20 protein-coding genes and 1 pseudogene are annotated in these 20,331 nt (G+C 40.1%); 20 read left to right on the plus strand and 1 reads right to left on the minus strand.

Annotated features, from left to right (window positions below):
* Positions 1–73: 73 nt before the first annotated feature.
* A complete protein-coding gene (locus R2Q78_RS14215) occupies positions 74–1,612 on the minus strand; it encodes a MiaB/RimO family radical SAM methylthiotransferase (RefSeq protein WP_316793005.1) in 1,539 nt (512 codons plus the stop codon).
* Positions 1,613–2,169: 557 nt separating this feature from the next.
* On the opposite strand from R2Q78_RS14215, the gene R2Q78_RS14220 reads away from it, so the two are divergent.
* From R2Q78_RS14220 to R2Q78_RS14310, 20 genes and pseudogenes are all read left to right on the plus strand, one after another.
* A complete protein-coding gene (locus R2Q78_RS14220; protein WP_316793007.1) occupies positions 2,170–2,736 on the plus strand; it encodes an RNA polymerase sigma-70 factor in 567 nt (188 codons plus the stop codon).
* Positions 2,737–2,804: 68 nt separating this feature from the next.
* Positions 2,805–4,010 (plus strand): FecR family protein, encoded by a 1,206-nt coding sequence (locus R2Q78_RS14225; RefSeq protein ID WP_316793009.1) that lies wholly within the window; start codon positions 2,805–2,807, stop codon positions 4,008–4,010.
* A 2-nt stretch (positions 4,011–4,012) separates the two neighbouring features.
* Complete coding sequence (locus R2Q78_RS14230; protein ID WP_316793011.1) at positions 4,013–4,453, plus strand: hypothetical protein; 441 nt, start codon at positions 4,013–4,015, stop codon at positions 4,451–4,453.
* 317 nt (positions 4,454–4,770) lie between these two features.
* On the plus strand, positions 4,771–8,232 hold the full coding sequence (locus R2Q78_RS14235) for a SusC/RagA family TonB-linked outer membrane protein (protein WP_316793013.1): 3,462 nt from the start codon (positions 4,771–4,773) through the stop codon (positions 8,230–8,232).
* 10 nt (positions 8,233–8,242) lie between these two features.
* Positions 8,243–9,637, plus strand: coding sequence for a RagB/SusD family nutrient uptake outer membrane protein (locus R2Q78_RS14240; protein ID WP_316793015.1), 1,395 nt, complete (start codon positions 8,243–8,245; stop codon positions 9,635–9,637).
* Positions 9,638–9,724: 87 nt separating this feature from the next.
* Positions 9,725–9,934 (plus strand): annotated as a pseudogene (locus R2Q78_RS21910) (TlpA family protein disulfide reductase); the annotation flags it as partial.
* An 18-nt stretch (positions 9,935–9,952) separates the two neighbouring features.
* The gene (locus R2Q78_RS14245; RefSeq protein WP_316793017.1) at positions 9,953–10,915 is read left to right on the plus strand and encodes a hypothetical protein; all 963 of its coding nucleotides are present in this window, start codon (positions 9,953–9,955) and stop codon (positions 10,913–10,915) included.
* A 299-nt stretch (positions 10,916–11,214) separates the two neighbouring features.
* Positions 11,215–11,604, plus strand: coding sequence for an AraC family transcriptional regulator (locus R2Q78_RS14250; RefSeq protein ID WP_316793018.1), 390 nt, complete (start codon positions 11,215–11,217; stop codon positions 11,602–11,604).
* A 139-nt stretch (positions 11,605–11,743) separates the two neighbouring features.
* A complete protein-coding gene (locus R2Q78_RS14255; RefSeq protein WP_316793020.1) occupies positions 11,744–12,598 on the plus strand; it encodes an RNA polymerase sigma factor RpoD/SigA in 855 nt (284 codons plus the stop codon).
* An 11-nt stretch (positions 12,599–12,609) separates the two neighbouring features.
* On the plus strand, positions 12,610–12,780 hold the full coding sequence (locus R2Q78_RS14260; RefSeq protein WP_316793022.1) for a hypothetical protein: 171 nt from the start codon (positions 12,610–12,612) through the stop codon (positions 12,778–12,780).
* Positions 12,781–12,995: 215 nt separating this feature from the next.
* On the plus strand, positions 12,996–13,634 hold the full coding sequence (locus R2Q78_RS14265; protein ID WP_316793026.1) for a DUF6266 family protein: 639 nt from the start codon (positions 12,996–12,998) through the stop codon (positions 13,632–13,634).
* Positions 13,635–13,784: 150 nt separating this feature from the next.
* Positions 13,785–14,261, plus strand: a complete 477-nt coding sequence (locus R2Q78_RS14270; protein ID WP_316793028.1) for a hypothetical protein — start codon at positions 13,785–13,787, stop codon at positions 14,259–14,261.
* Positions 14,262–14,705, plus strand: coding sequence for an SRPBCC family protein (locus R2Q78_RS14275; RefSeq protein ID WP_316793030.1), 444 nt, complete (start codon positions 14,262–14,264; stop codon positions 14,703–14,705). It begins immediately after the preceding gene.
* Positions 14,706–14,835: 130 nt separating this feature from the next.
* A complete protein-coding gene (locus tag R2Q78_RS14280) occupies positions 14,836–15,636 on the plus strand; it encodes a methyltransferase, TIGR04325 family (RefSeq protein ID WP_316793032.1) in 801 nt (266 codons plus the stop codon).
* Positions 15,629–16,636 carry a glycosyl transferase gene (locus R2Q78_RS14285; RefSeq protein WP_316793034.1) on the plus strand — a complete coding sequence of 336 codons (1,008 nt, stop codon included), beginning with the start codon at positions 15,629–15,631 and terminating at the stop codon, positions 16,634–16,636. The genes R2Q78_RS14280 and R2Q78_RS14285 overlap by 8 nt, the downstream gene beginning before the upstream one ends.
* Positions 16,620–17,006, plus strand: coding sequence for an FdtA/QdtA family cupin domain-containing protein (locus tag R2Q78_RS14290; RefSeq protein WP_316793036.1), 387 nt, complete (start codon positions 16,620–16,622; stop codon positions 17,004–17,006). Before R2Q78_RS14285 ends, R2Q78_RS14290 begins: the two co-directional genes overlap by 17 nt.
* Complete coding sequence (locus R2Q78_RS14295) at positions 17,003–18,085, plus strand: DegT/DnrJ/EryC1/StrS family aminotransferase (protein WP_316793038.1); 1,083 nt, start codon at positions 17,003–17,005, stop codon at positions 18,083–18,085. The genes R2Q78_RS14290 and R2Q78_RS14295 overlap by 4 nt, the downstream gene beginning before the upstream one ends.
* Positions 18,086–18,142: 57 nt before the next feature.
* Positions 18,143–18,628: a CHRD domain-containing protein gene (locus R2Q78_RS14300; protein ID WP_316793040.1), complete on the plus strand. Its 486-nt coding sequence runs from the start codon at positions 18,143–18,145 to the stop codon at positions 18,626–18,628.
* 4 nt (positions 18,629–18,632) lie between these two features.
* The gene (locus R2Q78_RS14305) at positions 18,633–19,271 is read left to right on the plus strand and encodes an RNA polymerase sigma-70 factor (RefSeq protein ID WP_316793041.1); all 639 of its coding nucleotides are present in this window, start codon (positions 18,633–18,635) and stop codon (positions 19,269–19,271) included.
* A 10-nt stretch (positions 19,272–19,281) separates the two neighbouring features.
* Positions 19,282–20,268 carry a FecR family protein gene (locus R2Q78_RS14310; protein WP_316793043.1) on the plus strand — a complete coding sequence of 329 codons (987 nt, stop codon included), beginning with the start codon at positions 19,282–19,284 and terminating at the stop codon, positions 20,266–20,268.
* The last annotated feature ends 63 nt before the right edge of the window (positions 20,269–20,331 follow it).

The raw sequence follows: 20,331 nt of genomic DNA on the forward strand, positions 1-20,331 counted from the left end.
TCTCGACGAAAGGAGAGATCTCTTGTCTACGCTATTTTAAAAGATCTCTCCTTTCGTCGAGATGACGTGATCGCTATCCAACAACCCTTCCGATCAGCGTGGCGGATGTGCAGCGTTCTACATAAACATTTGCATATTCTCCAGGCTTCACGGTTTCAGTAACCGGAAAAACCACCATCGCATTCTCGTCGTTACGGCCTCTGTACTCTTTATCAGATTTTTTAGAAAAACCTTCAATCAGTACTTTCACTGTTTTGCCCACAAATTCCTCCAGACAAGCCAGAGAATCTTCCTGTTGTTTTTTAAATATCTCAGCCAGACGACGTGCTTTTACCTCTTCCGGAACATCATCTTTATATTTTCTGGCCGCTAATGTACCCGGACGCTCAGAATAAGAAAAAGTATAGGCAAAGTTATACCTCGCATAGTCCATGATACTTAATGTATCCTGGTGTTCTTCTTCTGTTTCGGTGCAGAACCCGGCGATGATATCTGCTGAGATGGCACAGCCAGGAATGATCTGGCGTATGGCATCAATCCTGTTCATATACCATTCACGGGTATAAGTTCTGTTCATCAGGGCCAGTATCCTGGAATTGCCCGACTGAACCGGCAGGTGAATATAGTTGCAGATGTTGTCGTATTTTTTAATCGTGTACAATACCTCATCTGTAATGTCTTTTGGATGAGAGGTAGAGAAACGGATCCTTAATTCAGGACTGATTTCAGCGACCATGGCCAGTAACTGCGCAAAATTTACATCAACATTGCCAAGTCCCGCTTTTAAACGATGTGCTGGCAATTCGCTTTCTTTGCTCAGTGCATCCAGTAAAGCATCACCGGTCAAAGTATTGATGTCATCCGCAAGTGCATCAGTTTTAGGCTGACTTTCTGCCGATTGGTTCCATTGATAAGAATCTACATTCTGGCCCAGTAAAGTTACTTCTCTATAGCCTCTCTCAAATAAATCATTTGCTTCAGCCAGGATAGAGTGCGGATCTCTGCTGCGCTCACGACCCCTGGTGAAAGGAACCACGCAGAAAGAACACATATTGTCGCAACCCCTCATGATGGAAATGAAAGCTGTGATGCCATTTCCGCTCAACCGCACAGGACTGATGTCTGCATAGGTTTCTTCACGGGAAAGCAATACATTGATTGCTTTCTGACCACTTTCTACCTCACTGATCAGCTGTGGCAATTCACGGTAAGCATCCGGGCCTACAACAACATCTACCAGTTTTTCCTCATCCAGAAATTTAGATTTTAAGCGTTCAGCCATACAGCCCAGCACACCTACAATGAGTTTAGGGTTTCTGCGTTTTTCAACACCGAATTGCGAAAGCCTGTTGCGCACCCTTTGTTCTGCATTCTCACGTATGGAGCAGGTATTAATGAATACCACATCAGCTTCTTTATAGTCGCCGGTGGTCTCAAAACCCTGATCCAATAGGATAGAAGCAACAATCTCACTGTCAGCAAAATTCATCTGGCAGCCATAGCTTTCAATGTACAGTTTCCTGCCATTGCGAACTATAGGTGCGTCAATAATCAAAGCTTCACCCTGGCGCTCTTCATCGTGTGTTTTATCTGTCAGCTGTAGATCAATCATAAAAGGTCAACGTTATTGTGGGGATCAAAAATACACAATTTAATTTGTAAATGACAAATTGGCAGAGTGCTAAATGAAGATTTGGTGACAATGAATATGACTCTTGTTTAGACTTACTGTACACCAGCTATGAGGCAGACGGGGGACAGCGGCGTATCTGCTTCGCATAATGGGTACCTTTATCCGAAACAGATACGAAACTGTTATGGCACTGGTACGAAGCAGGGGGGTATTAGGTCATAAAAAAGTCCCTTGGGGTTACAACAAAAAGTACTTTTTTCTCTTTTTGAACTATGCATGAACAAGAGAATTAGCGTCGCTGAGCTCGCGGAGGGCTCGGTTCTCGTTATACTCGAAATGAAAGAAATCCCTTCTAATCCCTTTTAGCAAGAAAAACTAAAATTTATTTTGGGTGTAGTTGGTTTATATGCAATAAGTTATATATTCTTGCAACCTGCAAGGGTTTTACCCGTAGCAAGCTTCATTACAAAAATGATGGATAAAAACTTAATGAAAACTTTTGCTTAACTTTAAGGTAATAAGGGGTAACATACATCATGGCGGATTATAGTGCATATACCGATCAGGAATTGACTGCTTTGTTAAAGCAGAGGGATCATATGGCCTTTACCGAGGTCTACGATCGTTACTGGAAGGTGTTATATGCGCTGGCTTATAACCGTGTACGGGATACCCAATCTGCTGAGGATATTGTCCATGACGTTTTGGTGAGTTTGTGGAATAACAGTGCCACTGCCGTAGTTGACAATTTAAGTGCTTACTTAGCTACTGCGACAAAATACATGATCTTTCACTTGATGAAACGCGAGAAAAAGTTCTCACATGAAGAACATGCTATGGAGCATGCTGAGCTGATGATGGACCAGGAAGACATAGAAGACCGGTTGCATTATAAGCGCCTGCTCGAAATGCTAAACGAAGAAGTGGAGAAGTTGCCGGAAAAGTGCCGTCTTGTATTTAAGTATAGCCGCAACGAACACATGAGTAATAAAGAGATTGCTGAAAAGATGGATATTTCAACAAGTACGGTTGAAAACCAGATGAATAAAGCGCTCAGTACCTTGCGTGGAAAGGTAAAAAACAGCCATTTTATATTATTTTAATATTTTTTTAACAATGGCATAGGTGCTGGCCCTCTCCCGATACACATACTATAAAAGGGGGAGTATACATGCAATATTCAGATCAACTTTTACAGGCTATTGATGATTACCTTAATGGTAAAGCAACGGCGACGGAGCATCAAATGGTGAATGATTGGTATCATTCGTTTGATGATGCCGAGGTAAGTGTTGATGTAGATGACGCAGATTATGCAAAACTTGTGGAGGCGCGCCTAAAGCTTAGGGTTTATGAGAGTACTGGAATTACTGTTGAGGCAAAAGAAGCCAGGACGGTTAAGTTATGGCCTCGTATCGTGGCGGTTTCCCGAAGTAAATTCGGGACTTCGCTAATCGCTGCGGCAGCGGTAGCATTCTTAGTTCTTGGCGTTTACTTCTTTAATTACCACTCTGACCGTCATCCTGACGCAGGTCAGGATCCCGGACTCGCGATGAACGACATAGCCCCAGGTAAAAACGGTGCAACTATAACATTGGCTAATGGCAAGGTGATCCAACTGAGCGATGCGAAGACTGGGGTAGTGATAGGAGAGGACTTAAAGTATAGTGACGGTGAGATCCTTCGCGATGCTCTGGATGACAAGGGGACAGAAGACCTAACCGCCAGCACCGCCAAAGGCCAAACCTATGAATTCACATTGCCTGACGGTACACACGTCTGGCTGAACGCTGATTCAAAAATCTCTTTCCCATCTCAATTTATTGGAAAAACTCGCAAAATATTGCTTGAAGGCGAAGCCTACTTTGAAGTAGCAAAGAATAAGAAATCTCCTTTTGTTGTAAAGACTAGAGAACAGGAGGTAATGGTTCTCGGTACGCATTTTAATATAAACAGCTATGCGGATGAAAGTAGTGTTAAAACTACTTTGTTTGAAGGTAGTGTAAATGTGTCGAGGTTACTGACCAAAGTAGGTGCGAATAAAGACTTGGGTGGTAAAACATTGAAGCCAGGGCAACAATCTATTCTTAATAAAGAAAACTTCAAAGTCATTGAGGCGAATATGGACGAAGCTATTGACTGGAAGAACGGCGATTTTGTTTTTAAGGGTGAATCTCTTGAAAGCGTGATGAGGAGAGTAGCGCGCTGGTATGATGTAGAGGTTAGTTATTCGTCTGATGAACTAAAAAATATTACTGTTGGTGGGTTTGTTTCCAGATCGCGGAGTATTTCTGCGGTATTGGAATTGATGGAAAGGACGGGTAAAGTGAATTTTAAAATTGAAGGAAGAAAAATAATTGTAACTAAACTTAAATAGCCATGAAAACTGTAATTAAACTCATGTTGTTGTGCCTGTTGCCTTTTCTAGGAATAGCTCAGGACAGAAATGCGGATAGTCTTGAATTTGATGCTTTGGTAAAATCGGTGCAGGAAAGACAGAAAGCAATTAAAACGGAATATAGTAGTAAAACTGCCGAACAGAAGAAGGACTCATTATATGTGAAGGACGTGATGGCAAGATTTAATGCGGTGCGTGAGGAATACATTAATAAATGCAAAGATTATTATAGGTCTCACCCAGGGTCTTACATTGGGTTAAAAGCTTTTTCTAATGTAATGGTTTTTGAAAAAGATGCAGGTGTACTGGACTCCGATTTTAAGCATTTTAATAAGGAGGTCAGAAATACTGAACTGGGTAAAAGCATAGCAAAGAAAATAAAGACTTTGTTGAATCCGGAAGCGACAGGGCAAACCGAGTAGTGTGTTGTCGTCATCCTGAAATAAAGAATCATTCTTGAACTAACATAATATCAACTAACCAAACAACCAGAGAAGATGAAAAAACGTTACAGAAATGACCCTTAGATAGGGAGTTAAATAAAAAACCAGATTCCGATGTCTCGGAACCTGGTCATGTTTGGCTTTGCCTATAATAAATTATTGACCGTTTTACTGCTGTTGTCCTGGTCTTGGAAAACATAAGACAACTGCTAAACCAAAACTAAATACTAATGTACGGAATATTACACCAAAAAATGGGTATACCTATCGGGTATGTCCATAAAATCTGGCTTTTTATGCGACTAACCACCGTGATATTAATTGCATCGCTAATGCAAGTCAGTGCTGCTACTTTCGGCCAGCGCGTAACGCTGAAAGAAAAAGATACACCTTTAGAGCGGGTTATTGAAAAGCTTAGAAAGCAAACCGGATACGACTTCCTGATCATGGATTATAAGTTGATCACAGATGCCAAAAAGGTTAATCTAGATGTGAAGAATGTGAGCCTGGAAGAAGCGCTGGAAAGCATTTTTGAAAACCAAAAGTTAAGTTATACCATAAAAGATAAATCTGTAGCCATTAAGGAGAAGGAGCCTTCCTTTCTGGATAATCTGGTTGCTCATTTTAGTGCTATTGATATTAGGGGTAAGATCATTGGCGAGAATGACCAGGTATTAGCCGGGGCTACAGTGAAGGTGAAGGGGACGAATAGGGTTACAAAGAGCAATGAAAAAGGCGAATTTTATTTAGCAAATGTGGATGAGGATGCCATGTTGGAGATTAGTTATGTTGGATTTAAGACTTTGGAGATTCAGGTACAAGGAGCAGTGATGCCGCTGGAGATTAAGTTGAATGTGGCTACGGGGGAATTGGAAGAGGTAAATGTGACTTATAGTACGGGTTACCAGAATATTCCGAAGGAGAGAGCTACGGGAAGCTTTGTACAGATTGACAATAAGACCTATAACGAGCAAGTAGGTGCAAATTTCTTAAACAGGCTTCCTGCGATTGCCAATAGTGTAAATGTATTTCCTGCGAGGAACCGACCAAACCAGATTGCGGTGCGCGGACTAAGTACAATCAGCGGACCCAAACAGCCCTTAATTGTAGTGGATAATTTTCCTTATGAAGGCGATTTAAACAACATTAATCCAAACGATATAGAAAGTATAGATATATTAAGGGATGCAGCGGCAGCATCTATATGGGGTGCAAGGGCTGGAAATGGAGTGATTGTAGTAAATACCAAAAAAGGTAAGTTAAATGAAAAGACCAGAGTAGAATTTGGTGCGAACCTGACCAGTACCTTAAAACCTGATCTCTTTTATTCAAAGTCTATTGCCACCAGTGATTTTATTGATGTAGAAAAGTATCTTTTTGATAACGGTTATTATGACTATGAGCTGAATAATCGCAATTGGGGTTTTCAAACCGATGTTGTCGATATTCTTGAAAAAAAACGAAAGTCTTTGATCGATCCAGATGACGCAGACCGGCAAATCAACGTACTTCGCGGATATGATGTTCGCAGAGATTATGAAAAATATATGTATCAGAATGGCATAGATCAACAATATTCGATCGGGCTTAGGGGAGGAAGCAAATCAATGGTATGGAGCCTAAGCGGTGGGATAGATAAGGGCATTGATGAACTGGCAGCTAAATCAGATAGGTATAATTTCAGGCTTGAACAGTTATATAAACCCATTGATCAGCTACAGTTATTCTTTGGGGTTGATTATGCGAATACCCACGATAAAAATGGAAAGACCGAGTATGGAGCTGGGCCTTTTTCAGGAGGAGTGATTCCTTACGGTAGATTTATTGCTGATGATGGCAGCCAGATCCCATTTACTACATATAGAAGGGGTTATTTGGATACATTGGGGAATGGCCGCTTACTGGATTGGAAGTACTATCCGCTGGAAGATTATAAGCATGCTACAAGAAAAACAGATTTGCAAAGTGTTATCGCTAAAATTGGACTGAACTATAGGATTCTTAAGGGGTTTAATTTTGATGTGAAGTATCTATTGGAGAAACAGCATAGCAAATTGAACCTGCTTAATGATCAGGAAAGTTTTTTTACCAGGGATATGATCAATTTCAATTCCAACATTAACCGAAATGCTGGAGTGGTAAACAGAGCGGTACCCCTGGGCAGCATACTTGATTTAACAACTACTGAGTTGAGGAATCAGAATTTAAGGGCTCAGGTTAATGTTGATCAGAACTGGGGGCATAACAGTATCAATGCCATTGCAGGGGTAGAAATGAGAGACGTACAAAGCGAGTCTTCATTAAACCGATCTTATGGCTATGATAAAGATTTGTTAACGTCTAAACCAGTTGATTATATCAATAGCTACCCACTGGTAGATCCTTTTTTTGGTTCAGGAACAGTTCCATTTATCAGCGTGTACAATCGTTTGCAAAACCGCTACGTTTCACTTTTTACAAACATAGCGTATAATTACGGGAACAGATATACTGCTTCGTTTAGCGCCAGGCGCGATGCATCAAATATTTTTGGTGCAGAGACCAATGAAAAATGGAGTCCGCTATGGTCTGCGGGACTTGCCTGGAATATCTCAGGCGAGGGATTTTACAAAAGCCAGCTTGTACCCTATTTAAAACTAAGGGCTACATATGGTTTTAATGGCAATGTTTCGCCAACGCTCAGTTCGGTTACTACAATCCGCTATGCAACAGCATCTATTTATACCAGTGGCCCTACGGCAAGGATAAGTAATTTTAAAAACAGCGATCTTACTTGGGAGAAAGTAGGTATGTTAAATTTAGGTTTAGATTTTAGAGCCGGATGGAATGTTTTGGAAGGTAGTATTGAATATTTCCAGAAAAATGCGAAGGATCTATATGGACCAGCAGTTGTAGACAGGACGCTGGGCTTGGCTACGCCAACTATCCAGAAAAACGTTGCCAACTTACGAGGACAGGGAGTAGATGTGATATTGACCAGTCATAACATTAAACGACAAATAAAATGGTCCAGTATGCTGAATTTTAGCTACTACAATGATAAGGTAACCAGTTATTACAATAGTGATGAAAGAGCAGACAGTTATGTATTTGGTGGCCAGCCGCATGAAGGCTATCCTTTAAATTCCGTTTTCTCCTTTAAATGGGCTGGACTAGATCCACTTACCGGTGACCCAAGGGGCTATCTTAATGGAAAACCCAGCAAAAACTACACTGCTTTGCAAGGGGATAGTGCAACGATCAAAGACCTTTCTTTTCATGGCTCAGCAATACCCGTCTTTTTTGGGTCTCTGGGCAATACATTAAGTTACAAAAACCTTAGCCTGTCGGTTAAGCTAACGTATCAGCTGGGCTATTATTTTATGCGGCAATCTATTGACTATGGAGCACTTATTAGCCAAAGGATTGGTCATGCTGATTTTGTGCAAAGGTGGCAAACTCCCGGTGATGAGCTGAAAACGAATGTTCCTTCTATGCAATATCCTGTCAATTACAATAGGGAATACTTTTACAATAATTCTGATGTTTTAGCTACAAAAGGCGACCACATCCGGTTACAATACATCAATTTAAGTTATACCCTTGAGCGGGCACGAAATCCTAAAATGCCATTTTCTACATTGCGCGTTTTTGTTGTCGGGAATGAGCTGGGCCTGCTTTGGAAGGCAAATAAACAGGGCATTGACCCACGAGCCATTTATGATGGTCAGCTGCCCGCTTCAAAGAACTTTTCAATTGGGTTTAACGCTAACTTTTAATCAAACGACAATGGAAAAATATAAAAGAATTTTATGGAGTATAGTGTTGCTTATGTTCCTGTTTGCGGGTTGCAAAAAATATCTTGATGTGCGATCAGACAGTAAATTGGTTATCCCCCAAACGCTGCCAGATTTACAAGCACTGCTGGATACTTATACTAAAATTAATAGAACAGATGCATCGGCAGCAGAAGTGAGCTCGGATGATTATTTTGTGAAAGATGCCGATTACAATTCGGTTGTTATAAATCAGAGGCGTCTTTATACCTGGGAAAAGGACAATGTATTTGCGGAAGGTAGTAATGACTGGGCCAATGCGTATGATAAGATATACATTGCCAATACGGTTCTGGATAATTTAAAAGAAATAACTGTCCCGGCAGGCCAGCAGATGGATTGGAACAATGTAAAAGGCCAGGCTTTGTTTTTAAGGGCAAATTCGCTGTTTCAGCTGGCGCTTACCTTTTCGCTGGCTTACGATGAGACTACGGCAGATACAGATCTGGGCATCCCTTTAAGGCTTACAGGAGACCTGGATGAAAAGATTAGCCGAGCCACAGTACGGCAATCTTATACGCAGATTGTTAACGATTTAAAGGAAGCCGAAGCCCTGCTGCCTGCAGCACCGGTGCACGTTTTCAGATCATCAAAAGCTGCTGCATGTGGGCTATTGGCAAGGGTGTATCTTGCTATGCGCAAGTATGAAGAATGCCTTGTCTATGCTGGTGAATGTTTAAAAATAAAAAGCACCTTGCTGAATTACAACACACCCAATATCCCGAATCCTGCTACATCGTTTCCTTTTAGCGCGACAGTGCTGCAATATAACAATCCGGAAATTATTTATGCCAGCAGCGCTGGTGTACCTACCATATTGGCCAATACAAGGTCAAAAATAGTTGCCGATTTATATGCATCTTACCTGGATGGCGACTTGCGTAAAACTATATTTTTTACAACCAATACCGGAACAAATGCGGGTACCAATTCATTTAAGGGCAGTTATGAAGGTAATGGTAACCTTTTTGTCGGCTTAGCTACCAATGAAGTATATTTTATGCGGGCCGAATGTTTTGCTCGGAAAAATATGCCAGTGGAGGCTATGAACGATGTAAATGCGGTGCTGAGTAAAAGATGGAGAACGGGCGCAGCTTATGTTAATCTTGCAGCGGCAAATGGTAAAGATGCTTTGGCTATTGTGTTAAAGGAAAGAAGAAAGGAGTTGCTAATGCGTACGCTCCGCTGGATGGACATTAAACGGCTGAATAAGGAAGGGGCCAATATTGTTCTTCAGCGGCTAGTAAATGGTGTAACCTACACTTTGCCCCCTAATGATCTGAGATATGCACTGGCTATTCCGGAAAGCATAATTGCAATCAATAAGATACCACAGAATAGAAGATAATAACCTAAAGAAAATATGAAAATTAAATATATGCTGGTTGTGCTTATGATAAGCATAACCATTGGAAACCTGCATGCGCAAACGAATATGATAGCGGCACTTAATATAGGTGATAAGGTGCCGGAGATTGAATTTACGCTGCTCAACGCTATAAAGCCAACCGTTAAATTATCTGATTTTAAAGGGAAACTTGTTATCCTTGATTTCTGGGCAACAAATTGCGGGCCTTGTATTGACAAATTCCCTAAACTGGATAGTCTTCAGAAAATTTTTGGAGATAAAATCAAAATTATCCTGATGTATCCGAAAAAAAGCATGGATACTGATACTAAACGGAAAATCAATAGAATAGTTGATTTCCAAAGTAGAACAATTAGCCATCCTTTAAATTTATTGGTGACCGCTGAAGATACAGTGGCTGTTCAGTATTTTCCTTATAAAGCCATATCGCATTTTGTATGGATAGACCGCGAAGGAATTTTCAGGGCCACTTCAGGAGATGTAAAACAAAAAGAAATTGAGCTTATGCTTGCAGGAAAAGATGCTGGGATTGTACAAAAGAATGATCTCTATGTGAACCCTAGCCATGAGGCTATGTTTTCTGTTGATACCTCAAATATTAAATATAAAAGTATGTTTACCGGGTACCTTGATGGGTTAATGGATTTTAAATCCAAACACCGTAAATCTTTTTTTCTTTCTGATATAAAAGGTGTGAGGCTTATTAATGAATCTCTTTTTAACATCATTAATCAGGTTTATAATTTTCCTGTGCAACCTAACAAGGTGCTTATTGAAGGGCTTAACAGGGATGATGTTATGCAAAGTGCTCAAAAGGATGTTACTTTGGATTGGGAAACCAAGAATACCTATTGTTATGAATTGATTGCTCCGCGTTTAACTAAAGAAGAAATCCGGCAGCAAGCCATAGTGGATATAAAAAATACTTTTGGGATAACTGCTGGTATGGGAAAAAGAAAAATTCAATGCTGGGTTATTAAGATGGACGAGGTGCAGCATAAAAAAATTCAAAGTACAAATAAATTAGTACCTCGTTTGTTATCACTTGAGCAATTGATGGCTGAGTTGCAGCATTTGGATATTCCAGTTGTTGCTGAAACGAAATACCTAACTAAATTATTCCCGTCATTTCAAACAGAGGATAATTTTACAAGAATAAAAGAAGCGGATTTACAGAAATTTGTGAAAGACAATGGACTTACTTTGGTTAAGGAAGAGAGGGAAATGGAAGTTTTTGTGATTAAGAAGGTAAACTAACCAAACTTAAGTCAACCAAAATGAAAAAATAGCATCAATTAGGCTACTATTTATGATCTTTCTAAGATTATGCAAAAAGAAGGAAGCCAGGTCTAAAGCGAAAGTAAAGAAATATATAGACAAGGCGATTAAAAAATGAAAGATTAATTGGTTTGGTTCCGGTCTGTCGCATTTCATGGGCGTGATGGGGCGGCTAGGGCAAACCTTCTTACTGAATTATTTGACTGATTGTTAACACCTCACCTACAGTTTAGTATAATTTTGTAAGGAAGGGGTTTGAAATTTATTTTGAAGATATTATGCTTAGTTTAAAGCTATCAGAAATAAAGAATCTCGAGGTTTTCAGCGATGGGAACTATATTCCTCCGGATATGCTGGTGGTAACAAATTTTTTGGAGTTGCTGGAAGTACACTTTAGAGTTGAACACGGCCCTGAGTTTTATAGAAAGGAATTGAAATTGAACCTGGAAGTATTGAATGGCCTCACCAAGTGTTATTTAAATAAAACGGTACACCGGTTGATTCAGGAAAGGATCCATCAGGAGGCAGTAAGGTTGCTGAAATTTAGCACCCTGAATATTAAACAGATCAGTTATGAACTTGGTGTCAGTGATCCGACCTGGTTTAGCAGGAGTTTTAGGAAACATGAGGGCGTAAGTCCCAGGGTTTTTAAGAACATCCATCGATAATACTGATATAGGTGTCGATATAGGTGTGATTTGTACACCGAAAATATTAATGTTTTTGGGGTATAATGTGCAGTTTTTGAAAGGATTAATCAAATACTTTTGATCAAAATTTTGAATTAATTAGTTCTGTGAATTTTAAATGAGAGGCATAATAATTACACAATCTGTTACCGAGCATAATCCTATTCTGGACAGGTATCTGGCAGATATTGCCAGGTATGACTTGATAAAGCCGGAGGAGGAGGTGCTGCTGAGTGAAAAGGCGAGAGACGGGGATCGGGCGGCTTTGCATAAACTGGTGAATGCGAATTTAAGATTTGTGGTGTCGGTAGCAAAAAAATACCGGAACGCAGGGCTTTCACTGGAAGATTTAATTGCAGAGGGGAATAAAGGGCTGATGAAAGCTGCGGGTTTATTTGATGCCAGCCGGGGATTTAAGTTCATCAGCTTTGCCGTATGGTGGATTAGACAGAGCATCATCCAGGCCATTGATGAAAAGCGGAGGGTGATGCGATTGCCATTAAATGTGATAGTCGGTATTAATAATATCCATAAAGCGGAGAGTGAGCTGGAGCAAAAGCTGGAACGCCAGCCTTCGTTGGAAGAACTTAGTGAGTTAGTTGGGATGACTGAATTTAAGGTGGCGGATCATTTATGGCATTCCAGTTTTGCGACATCACTGGACAGGTCGTTTGAGATGGATAGTGGCAAGGACGGCTGTATGATTGATGTGCTGGAAAATAAGAATGCTGCACTGGCTGATGAGGGCGTATTGGTAGAGTCAAGAAATGCTGAACTGGATCGGTTGTTAGCGAGGTTGCCACAACGGGATGGTTTGATTGTGAGGTTATGTTATGGGATTGGGAGTGGGATGCCTATGGAGTCAGAGGATGTGGCAGTGATTGTTGGGCTTTCAACGGAAAGAGTGAGACAGATCAAAGTGAAGGCCGTAAAGAGATTGAGGGAGATGGCGAAAGTAGAATTGTTTTATTAAAATTTTGGCTTATGGATTATAAAGCGCTTTATGATACGGTGATACTGGAATTGGAATTTCTGAAGAAGGAAAGGGAAAAGCTGAAAGCGGAGAATGATTTATTGGAAAAGATTAGAATGATACAGACCGAGCATTTATTGAAGAGAGAGAAGAAGATAAAAGATTTGGGAGGGAAGATTTAAGATTATTGGTTTGATCCTGGTCGCTTGACTTCTGGGCGTGGAATTGTGGCCGGGACAAACCTTTATTAAGCGATTGGCTGGGGCAAGTCTGTCAATAATTTGAGATTTACTTCAAGGAATTGAATAGCATAGACAAGAGATCTCCCGACTAGTCGGGGCAGGAATTCAGCATGACGCCGCTTTAGTATGACAGAAGCAAAAAAATAAATAAAATTATGGCAAGGTATAACAATGGAATAAATGGGCCGGTAAGCGGCAAAGTTGGTAGTGTGATCGCGTCTAGCTGGCGGGGGATCAATTATCTGAAGAGTGTTCAGGATGGGAAAAAGAAACAATCATCACCGGCACAAATACATCAGCAAAGGATTTTTGCATTGGTAAGTGGTTGGCTAAGGCCCTTGAAGGCGTTGATCGCTATCGGCTATCAGGTGGTGAAAGAGAAAAAGACACCGATGAACGCCGCTATTTCTTTTGTAATGAAACATGCAGTGAGCGGATCGGGAGATGACATGGTCATTGATTTTGCAAATGTGGTGTTTAGCCGTGGGGAGCTCTTGATCTCTGTCATTAAAGAAATCGTTTCTTTAGTAGATGCGGTATTGTACATCAAATGGGAAGATGTGTTGGGGTCTGCTTATTGCAAAGACGATGATCAGGCAAATTTTGTGGTATACAATCCTGATAAAGAGAAGTTCGTGATGTTTGAAAATGTGGCGGTAAGATCAGCTAAGGAGGTAAATCTGCAATTGCCGGCCAACTTTCTGGGTGATACGCTACATTGTTATATGCATTATGTAAATGCGCAGGGTAATATGTTAAGTACGGGTCAGTATTTAGGGCAGATTGTGGTTTGAAGAGCTTGATTATCTCATGACTGGTGTAGGTATTTAAAGACGGGATTTGTTGCACTTTTATTATTGTTTGCCTACAAATTATATATTTGGCGTTGAAATGAATAAAGACATTGGCTAAGCATTAAATTGACTAAACATATTATAAAATCTATGTGCTCTTCGATTGATATCGCAGCACAACCAGAAATGATTTGGGAGAATATCACCAATGTAAAAATTGAACAGTTCTCGGACCCTGTTATATTTAGGTTACTTGATATCCCCAAACCTTTAAAAGCAGAGATGGTATTAGAGGGTAAACATGGTAAGAGGATTGCATATTTTAAGAATGGAAAGCGATTTATACAGGAGATTTTAGAGTGGAAACCATTTGTGGAGTATTCATTTTCTTTTAATCCTGAGAAAGGCTTTCGTGTCTTATATTGCTTTGACATTTCTATAGGGGTATTCAGAATCCTGTCTGGGTCCTATTTGTTATCTGATCAGGGAGAAAAAACAGTTTTGACATTAAATTCTACATATAGCATCGACAGAAGTCTTTATTATTTATTGAACTTACCGGTAAGAATAATTTTGAAGATTTTTCAGCGGTATTTACTAATTTCCATTAAAAGAAATACAGAGTAAATGGCTGCTACAAAATTTACAGAGAAAATCTTGATTGAAGAAACTGCTGAATTTGTATTTGACTTTACTCAGGATTATACTAAACGGTTAAGTTGGGATACATTTTTGAGAAAGGCAGAGTTGCTTGACGGAGTATTAAGTGCAGCAAAAGGGGTTAAAGCAAATTGCATTGCTAAAAATGGTATGGGGATGATAACAGAATATGTCACATTTAATAGGCCTAAAGTAACAGCAATAAAAATGGTTGATGGGCCGTATCTTTTTAAATCCTTTTTAGGGTCATGGACATTCACAGAAGTACATGAAAATAAAACGGAAGTGAGCTTTGTGTATTCTTTTTCACTTAGATTTCCACTCAGTCTGATAACCGGTCTTGTAAAAGGTAACTTGCGACGAAATGTGCGCCAGCGTCTTATAGATCTCAAGCGAAATATTGAAAATTAGAAATCAACAGGACAATTCCTACTCTCTTTTACTTTTATCGTTACTGCACGGCAGACAGAAAATATTTTTAAAAATCATATAGGACTTTTTGAACAAACCATTGTCTTGATATCAGAAATTGATATCAATTATGCTGAAAAAACTTTTCTCAAAATCTAAGCGGAATCCTTATGGATGGTTTGGAGATTATTCTTCCTGGTCTGCAGTAATTGAGAAAGCTGGTGGATATGACAAAGAAATCATATTAGAACGTACAAAAGATGCATTGCTAAGGGTTAAAAATGGCGAAGCAGTTTATGAGCGCGATTCAGTTACTTTTGATAAAAAGGAATATCCTTATGCCTTAATAGCATTTCTGAAAATGAGCGCCGTAATCAAAAAAAGGCCCATACACGTTTTGGATTTTGGTGGTTCCCTGGGTACTACTTATTATCAGGTGAAGGATTTTTTTACGGCTGAGCATTGTGCGAGTTGGAATATTGTGGAGCAGGCTCATTATGTAGACTGTGGTAAAGCAAATTTTGAAGACGATACTTTGAAATTTTATAAGTCTGTGGCAGAATGCAGGGCCGAAAAAGCAATTGATTTGATACTGCTCTCCAGCTCTGTTCAATACCTGGAAAGACCGCATGCTTTTCTAAATGAACTGGCTTTATTTGATTTTCCGTTTATAATTTTCGACAGGACTGCCTTTAACAATAGTCCGAATGACCGCCTAACCTTGCAGGTTGTTCCACCAAATATTTATCCCGCATCATACCCAGCATGGTTTTTCCATGAAGCATTCTTTTTAAGCCATTTTTCCGGTCAATATAGAGTAATCGCCGAATTTCCTTCTTATGTAGAAGGCGAGGAAGTAATGTATATAGATGAAAAGCCGGTGGCAGCCAACAAGGGATTTTACTTAATTAACTTATCTGAAAATGCTTAAATTCTGTACGCTATTTAACGCTGCTTATTTATCCCGTGGTTTGGCCATGTACAATTCTCTTGAGCAACATTGTGAAGATTTCCATCTTTATATTCTTGCATTTGGGGATGACTGTTTTGAGGCATTGACAAAGTTAAATCTGTCCAGTGCGACCATCATCAGTCTGAAAGAATTTGAAAATGAAAGGTTGCTTGATGTAAAAGTAGGCAGGACGGCAACTGAATACTGCTGGACCTGCGCTTCTTCGTCTGTCAAATACTGCATTGAAACGTATGACCTGGACCATTGTACCTATGTTGACGCTGATTTGCTTTTTTTCAGTAATCCTATCGTATTGTTCAATGAAATGGGTGAAAAATCTGTTCAGATTACAAAGCACAGATATACACCTTGTTTTGACCAGTCTGAAACCAGCGGAATTTACTGTGTTCAGTACATGACTTTTAAAAATAACAAAGAGGGAATGGAAGTGTTGAACTGGTGGGTCGATGCTTGCCTGGAATGGTGCTTCTGCAGGATGGAAGACGGAAAGTTCGGAGATCAGAAATACCTGGACAACTGGACGAAAAAATACACCTGTGTGCAGGAGCTTAAAAACCTGGGCGGAGGTGTAGCTCCATGGAATGTGCAGCAATATGCCTTTAAAAACGTGTCGGGAAAAGTGCAGGGTACGGAGTTTTTCAGTAATAAAAAATTTGACCTGGTATTTTATCATTATCACGCGTTTACCTATACCTGGAACAATAGCTTCAGACTGACAGGCGATACTTATCCGCTGAACAATAATCAGATCAAACACGTTTATAAACCATATGTACTCGCCTTGTCAAAAGCAGAACAGATGATTGCTGCCCTCAACGAAGACATCATGTGCTACAAAAGCTCAGAGGAAGGTGTATGGATCAAAAAGGTGATCGGACGTGCATTTTTATATACCATAAAGGGATTTCATAAACAATATTACTCCAGAAGATTTTTTCAGCATGGCTTCTTTAATTAATCTTAAAACGTTTACGGACGACAGGGGGAACCTGACCGTAATTGAAAAGGTAGTCCCTTTCGATATTAAAAGAATCTTTTACATCTATGGTGTAGATGATAGCGAAAGGGGTGGACACCGACATTTGAATACCATCCAGGCAGCCATTTGTATACGCGGGCATTGCATCATTTACAACAACAATGGGGTAAATGAGTCTAGTTTTTTACTGGATTCTGCTGATAAGTGCCTGTTGATACAGCCTGAAGACTGGCATACCATGCACAGCTTTAGCGATGATGCGATATTAATGGTACTGGCGTCTGAGTATTTTGATGCTCAGGATTATATACATACACCTTATTCTTTTCAATATAGCAAAGCAGTATGATCGCATATGAAGACCTTTATTTGCTGAACGAACCGTTTATGCAGCAGTACCGCGAAAGTTTTGCGGACAGCCTGGATAAAGGATGGTTTATTCTGGGCAATAAAGTGACTGCATTTGAAACGGAATTTGCCAGCTATTGTGGCGGCGGGTATTGTGCCGGACTGGCTTCAGGATTGGATGCTTTAGTGCTGGCGCTTAAGTATTTTGAGTTTCCCGAGGGATCTGAGGTCATCGTGCCTTCGAATACTTATATAGCTACGATCCTCGCGATTTACAATAACGGCCTTGTGCCGATATTGGTAGAACCGGATATAAATACCTACAATATAGACCCGCTGAAAATAGCGGAGAGGATAACGGATAAGACCAGGGCCATTATGGTCGTCCATCTGTATGGCAAATCTTGTGATATGGGTGCAATAATGGATATCGCAGACAAACACGGACTCAGGGTAATTGAAGATTGTGCACAATCCCATGGCGCAATGTATAGAGGAAAACAAACCGGAACTTTCGGAGACTTTGGAGCATTTAGTTTTTACCCCACCAAAAACCTTGGTGCGTTAGGCGATGGTGGTGCATTGCTAAGTGCTGCTCCGGACCGGATTGAAAAAATAAAGGCCCTGAGGAATTATGGTTGTCATGAGAAATATTACAACAATTATGTAGGTGTCAATTCAAGATTGGATGAGATACAGGCGGGTTTTCTGTCGGTAAAGCTCCCTTTTCTGGATGAGATCAATTTGCATAAAAGAAAACTTGCTGACCTGTACCATGAGGGACTTAAGGAGGATTTCATCCGTCCTGTAGTACATGAAGATTATCATGATGTATATCATATTTACGCAGTCAGACATCCAAAAAGGGATGAACTGAGGGCGCATTTGCTGAAAAATGACATTAAAACGGAGATACACTATCCGGTGCCTCCTCATCATCAGCAAGCATTAAAAAACAAGCTGGAAGGATCGTATCCGGTATCTGAACTGATTCATCAGACTACCTTAAGTTTACCTGTTTCGTATTGCCATAACGAGCAGCAAATCAGAAAAGTAATTGATGTGATGAATGGTTTTTAGGAAAAGGTTATAATATCTGAGAATTTAGTATTTTAGTCCTGAGTTAAAATACTTGAAATGAGGGGTAATGTAATCTGGTTTTTTTTACTGAGAATGGCGGTAGTGATATTGCTGTGTGGTGCCGTTGGATGTAAAAAAATTATAGCCAATGAAGACGATACAAGGATTAAACCTCCGGTAAGGACTTATATCGTGACGGCGAGGATAGATAAAAAAGGAACAAACAGCAGTTCGGAAGGAACCGCCGTTTTAAAAGGGGAGTATGATGAGCATACAAAATCGCTTGATTATTCCCTTGAATATAAGAATATAGACCCTCAGCTGATTGCTTTCAGGAGCGGAGCAAAAGGATCTGTAGGAACTTTGATAACTGAAATATATAAGAAAGGCGACGGCAAGCCTGTAGTAGATCCAATAAAAGGCAGCCTTGTGCTGACTCCGCTACAGGAAAGAAGTTTGCTGAAAGGACAATGGTTTGTTGTGGTAAACACGCTGGTCATGAACCCTGAAATCTCGGGAGTGCTTACATTCAAACAGAAATAGAGGCATGAGACTGAGGAGGGAAATGATAAGTCCGAAAGAGGAAGATGCTGCATTTATTGATGCGATAGTACAGCGCGATAAGAAGCAGTTTGAAGTATTGTATAAAAAATATTATCAGCAATTGTTTGCCGTTGCATACCGGTATGTAAAACAGCAGCAGATTGCAGAAGAAATAGTACATGATGTGTTTATAAAAATATGGAATAAAGCTGATGAGCTAAACATTCAGTATTCGATGAAGAGTTATTTGTTTAAGGCAATGGTGAATTCATCATTAAACTATATCAAAAAAGAAAAAATGGATACAGAGAAAAAAATGGTTTACCTGTCTGCACATGGTGAGTTCTTTGATGAAGGAGAGCGCGAGTCTGAAGAGGCTTTGCTTGCCGGACTTGAGGCAGCGCTCGAGCTTTTGCCTGCAAAATGCAGGGAGGTAATGTACCTGAGCCGCTTTGGAAAGCTGAAGCAAAATGAAATCGCCAGCCAGCTGGGCATCTCTGTAAAAACAGTTAAAAATCACCTGACTTATGGATTTCAGAAGTTAAGGGATCATTTAAATCAACACAAACAAGTCATTATATCACCAATTACGGTCTCAGCTTTTTCAGCGCTCTCGACACTCTCGATGTTGTTAAAGTTTTAAATCATCTCCCATGGAACAATTTGAAACAAACGAAGAATTTATATACTCACTGATCATTGATGATCTGGACGGAACCATTTCCGAAACAGATAAGGTCATCCTGGAGCAGTGGAGGAAAACTGCTGATGAAAACGAAAGGACTTACAATGACTTTCGGAATATACAGCTTGGAATAGATAAATTATACAGCAGACAGAGCGCTGACCCGCAGTTGTCCTGGGAAGCTTTGGATCATAAGATAGCTTCAGAACCGACTGTCGTAAAATCAGGCAATATTAAAATGTGGTACAAAATAGCAGCTGCAGTGCTGGTGATCTTATCGGTAGGCTATTATTTTATGCTCGACAGCAGGTATGTGGTGATCCGTACGGAGGATAATGCAGCAATTACCCACGTGGTTTTGCCTGATGGAACAGACATTAACCTGAATGCGGCTACCGCTGTGAGGTATAATAAAGCAGATTTTCTGAATAACCGGAAGCTTGAATTATTGAAAGGTGAGGTGTTTATTCATGTAACTAATCATGATCTCAAATCGCAGTTCAGGGTAGCAATGGGCGAGGTAGAGGCACAGGACATTGGCACCAGTTTTAATGTTGAGAAGCAGGATGGAAAAATTGCTGTGATAGTTGAAGCGGGCATTGTCGCCTTAAAACATGCTCCTACAGGAAAGCAGGTAGTGCTCGACAGTGGAAAGCTGGGTGTTTATAATGAGGAGACCAAAGAGCTGAGTACGCTGAACAATTCTGATCTGAACTATAAGGCATGGATAGACCGTAAGTTTACTTTCATGGAAATCCCATTGGCTGATGTAGCAAAACAAATGGAGAAAGTTTATCTGATACCGATCAGTATAAAGGGAGATGCATTGAAAAATAAGAAGCTAACTGCCCGGTTACACTACCAGACTTTGGATAGCGTACTTGCTGTTATTTCCGCATCTTTACAATGTAAAGTGACGAAGGAGAAGGACAATTATGTTTTATCGGATAAGTAGACCTGTATTTTTAACATTTCTTTTTTTTATATTTTGTGGCATACAGCATGTTTTTGCACAGCA

This window comes from Pedobacter frigoris, from assembly GCF_032678645.1.
Classification (GTDB): domain Bacteria; phylum Bacteroidota; class Bacteroidia; order Sphingobacteriales; family Sphingobacteriaceae; genus Pedobacter; species Pedobacter frigoris_A.

Bases quoted from the DNA above. Each gene is read 5' to 3' on its own strand.
- R2Q78_RS14270 (WP_316793028.1), top strand. From the start codon at position 13,785: ATGTGCTCTTCGATTGATATCGCAGCACAACCAGAAATGATTTGGGAG.
- R2Q78_RS14285 (WP_316793034.1), top strand. From the start codon at position 15,629: ATGCTTAAATTCTGTACGCTATTTAACGCTGCTTATTTATCCCGTGGT.
- R2Q78_RS14260 (WP_316793022.1), top strand. From the start codon at position 12,610: ATGGATTATAAAGCGCTTTATGATACGGTGATACTGGAATTGGAATTT.
- R2Q78_RS14305 (WP_316793041.1), top strand. From the start codon at position 18,633: ATGAGACTGAGGAGGGAAATGATAAGTCCGAAAGAGGAAGATGCTGCA.
- R2Q78_RS14310 (WP_316793043.1), top strand. From the start codon at position 19,282: ATGGAACAATTTGAAACAAACGAAGAATTTATATACTCACTGATCATT.
- R2Q78_RS14215 (WP_316793005.1), bottom strand. From the start codon at position 1,612: ATGATTGATCTACAGCTGACAGATAAAACACACGATGAAGAGCGCCAG.
- R2Q78_RS14240 (WP_316793015.1), top strand. From the start codon at position 8,243: ATGGAAAAATATAAAAGAATTTTATGGAGTATAGTGTTGCTTATGTTC.
- R2Q78_RS14280 (WP_316793032.1), top strand. From the start codon at position 14,836: ATGCTGAAAAAACTTTTCTCAAAATCTAAGCGGAATCCTTATGGATGG.
- R2Q78_RS14230 (WP_316793011.1), top strand. From the start codon at position 4,013: ATGAAAACTGTAATTAAACTCATGTTGTTGTGCCTGTTGCCTTTTCTA.
- R2Q78_RS14235 (WP_316793013.1), top strand. From the start codon at position 4,771: ATGCGACTAACCACCGTGATATTAATTGCATCGCTAATGCAAGTCAGT.
- R2Q78_RS14220 (WP_316793007.1), top strand. From the start codon at position 2,170: ATGGCGGATTATAGTGCATATACCGATCAGGAATTGACTGCTTTGTTA.
- R2Q78_RS14250 (WP_316793018.1), top strand. From the start codon at position 11,215: ATGCTTAGTTTAAAGCTATCAGAAATAAAGAATCTCGAGGTTTTCAGC.
- R2Q78_RS14295 (WP_316793038.1), top strand. From the start codon at position 17,003: ATGATCGCATATGAAGACCTTTATTTGCTGAACGAACCGTTTATGCAG.
- R2Q78_RS14255 (WP_316793020.1), top strand. From the start codon at position 11,744: ATGAGAGGCATAATAATTACACAATCTGTTACCGAGCATAATCCTATT.
- R2Q78_RS14265 (WP_316793026.1), top strand. From the start codon at position 12,996: ATGGCAAGGTATAACAATGGAATAAATGGGCCGGTAAGCGGCAAAGTT.
- R2Q78_RS14275 (WP_316793030.1), top strand. From the start codon at position 14,262: ATGGCTGCTACAAAATTTACAGAGAAAATCTTGATTGAAGAAACTGCT.
- R2Q78_RS14225 (WP_316793009.1), top strand. From the start codon at position 2,805: ATGCAATATTCAGATCAACTTTTACAGGCTATTGATGATTACCTTAAT.
- R2Q78_RS14300 (WP_316793040.1), top strand. From the start codon at position 18,143: ATGAGGGGTAATGTAATCTGGTTTTTTTTACTGAGAATGGCGGTAGTG.
- R2Q78_RS14245 (WP_316793017.1), top strand. From the start codon at position 9,953: ATGGATACTGATACTAAACGGAAAATCAATAGAATAGTTGATTTCCAA.
- R2Q78_RS14290 (WP_316793036.1), top strand. From the start codon at position 16,620: ATGGCTTCTTTAATTAATCTTAAAACGTTTACGGACGACAGGGGGAAC.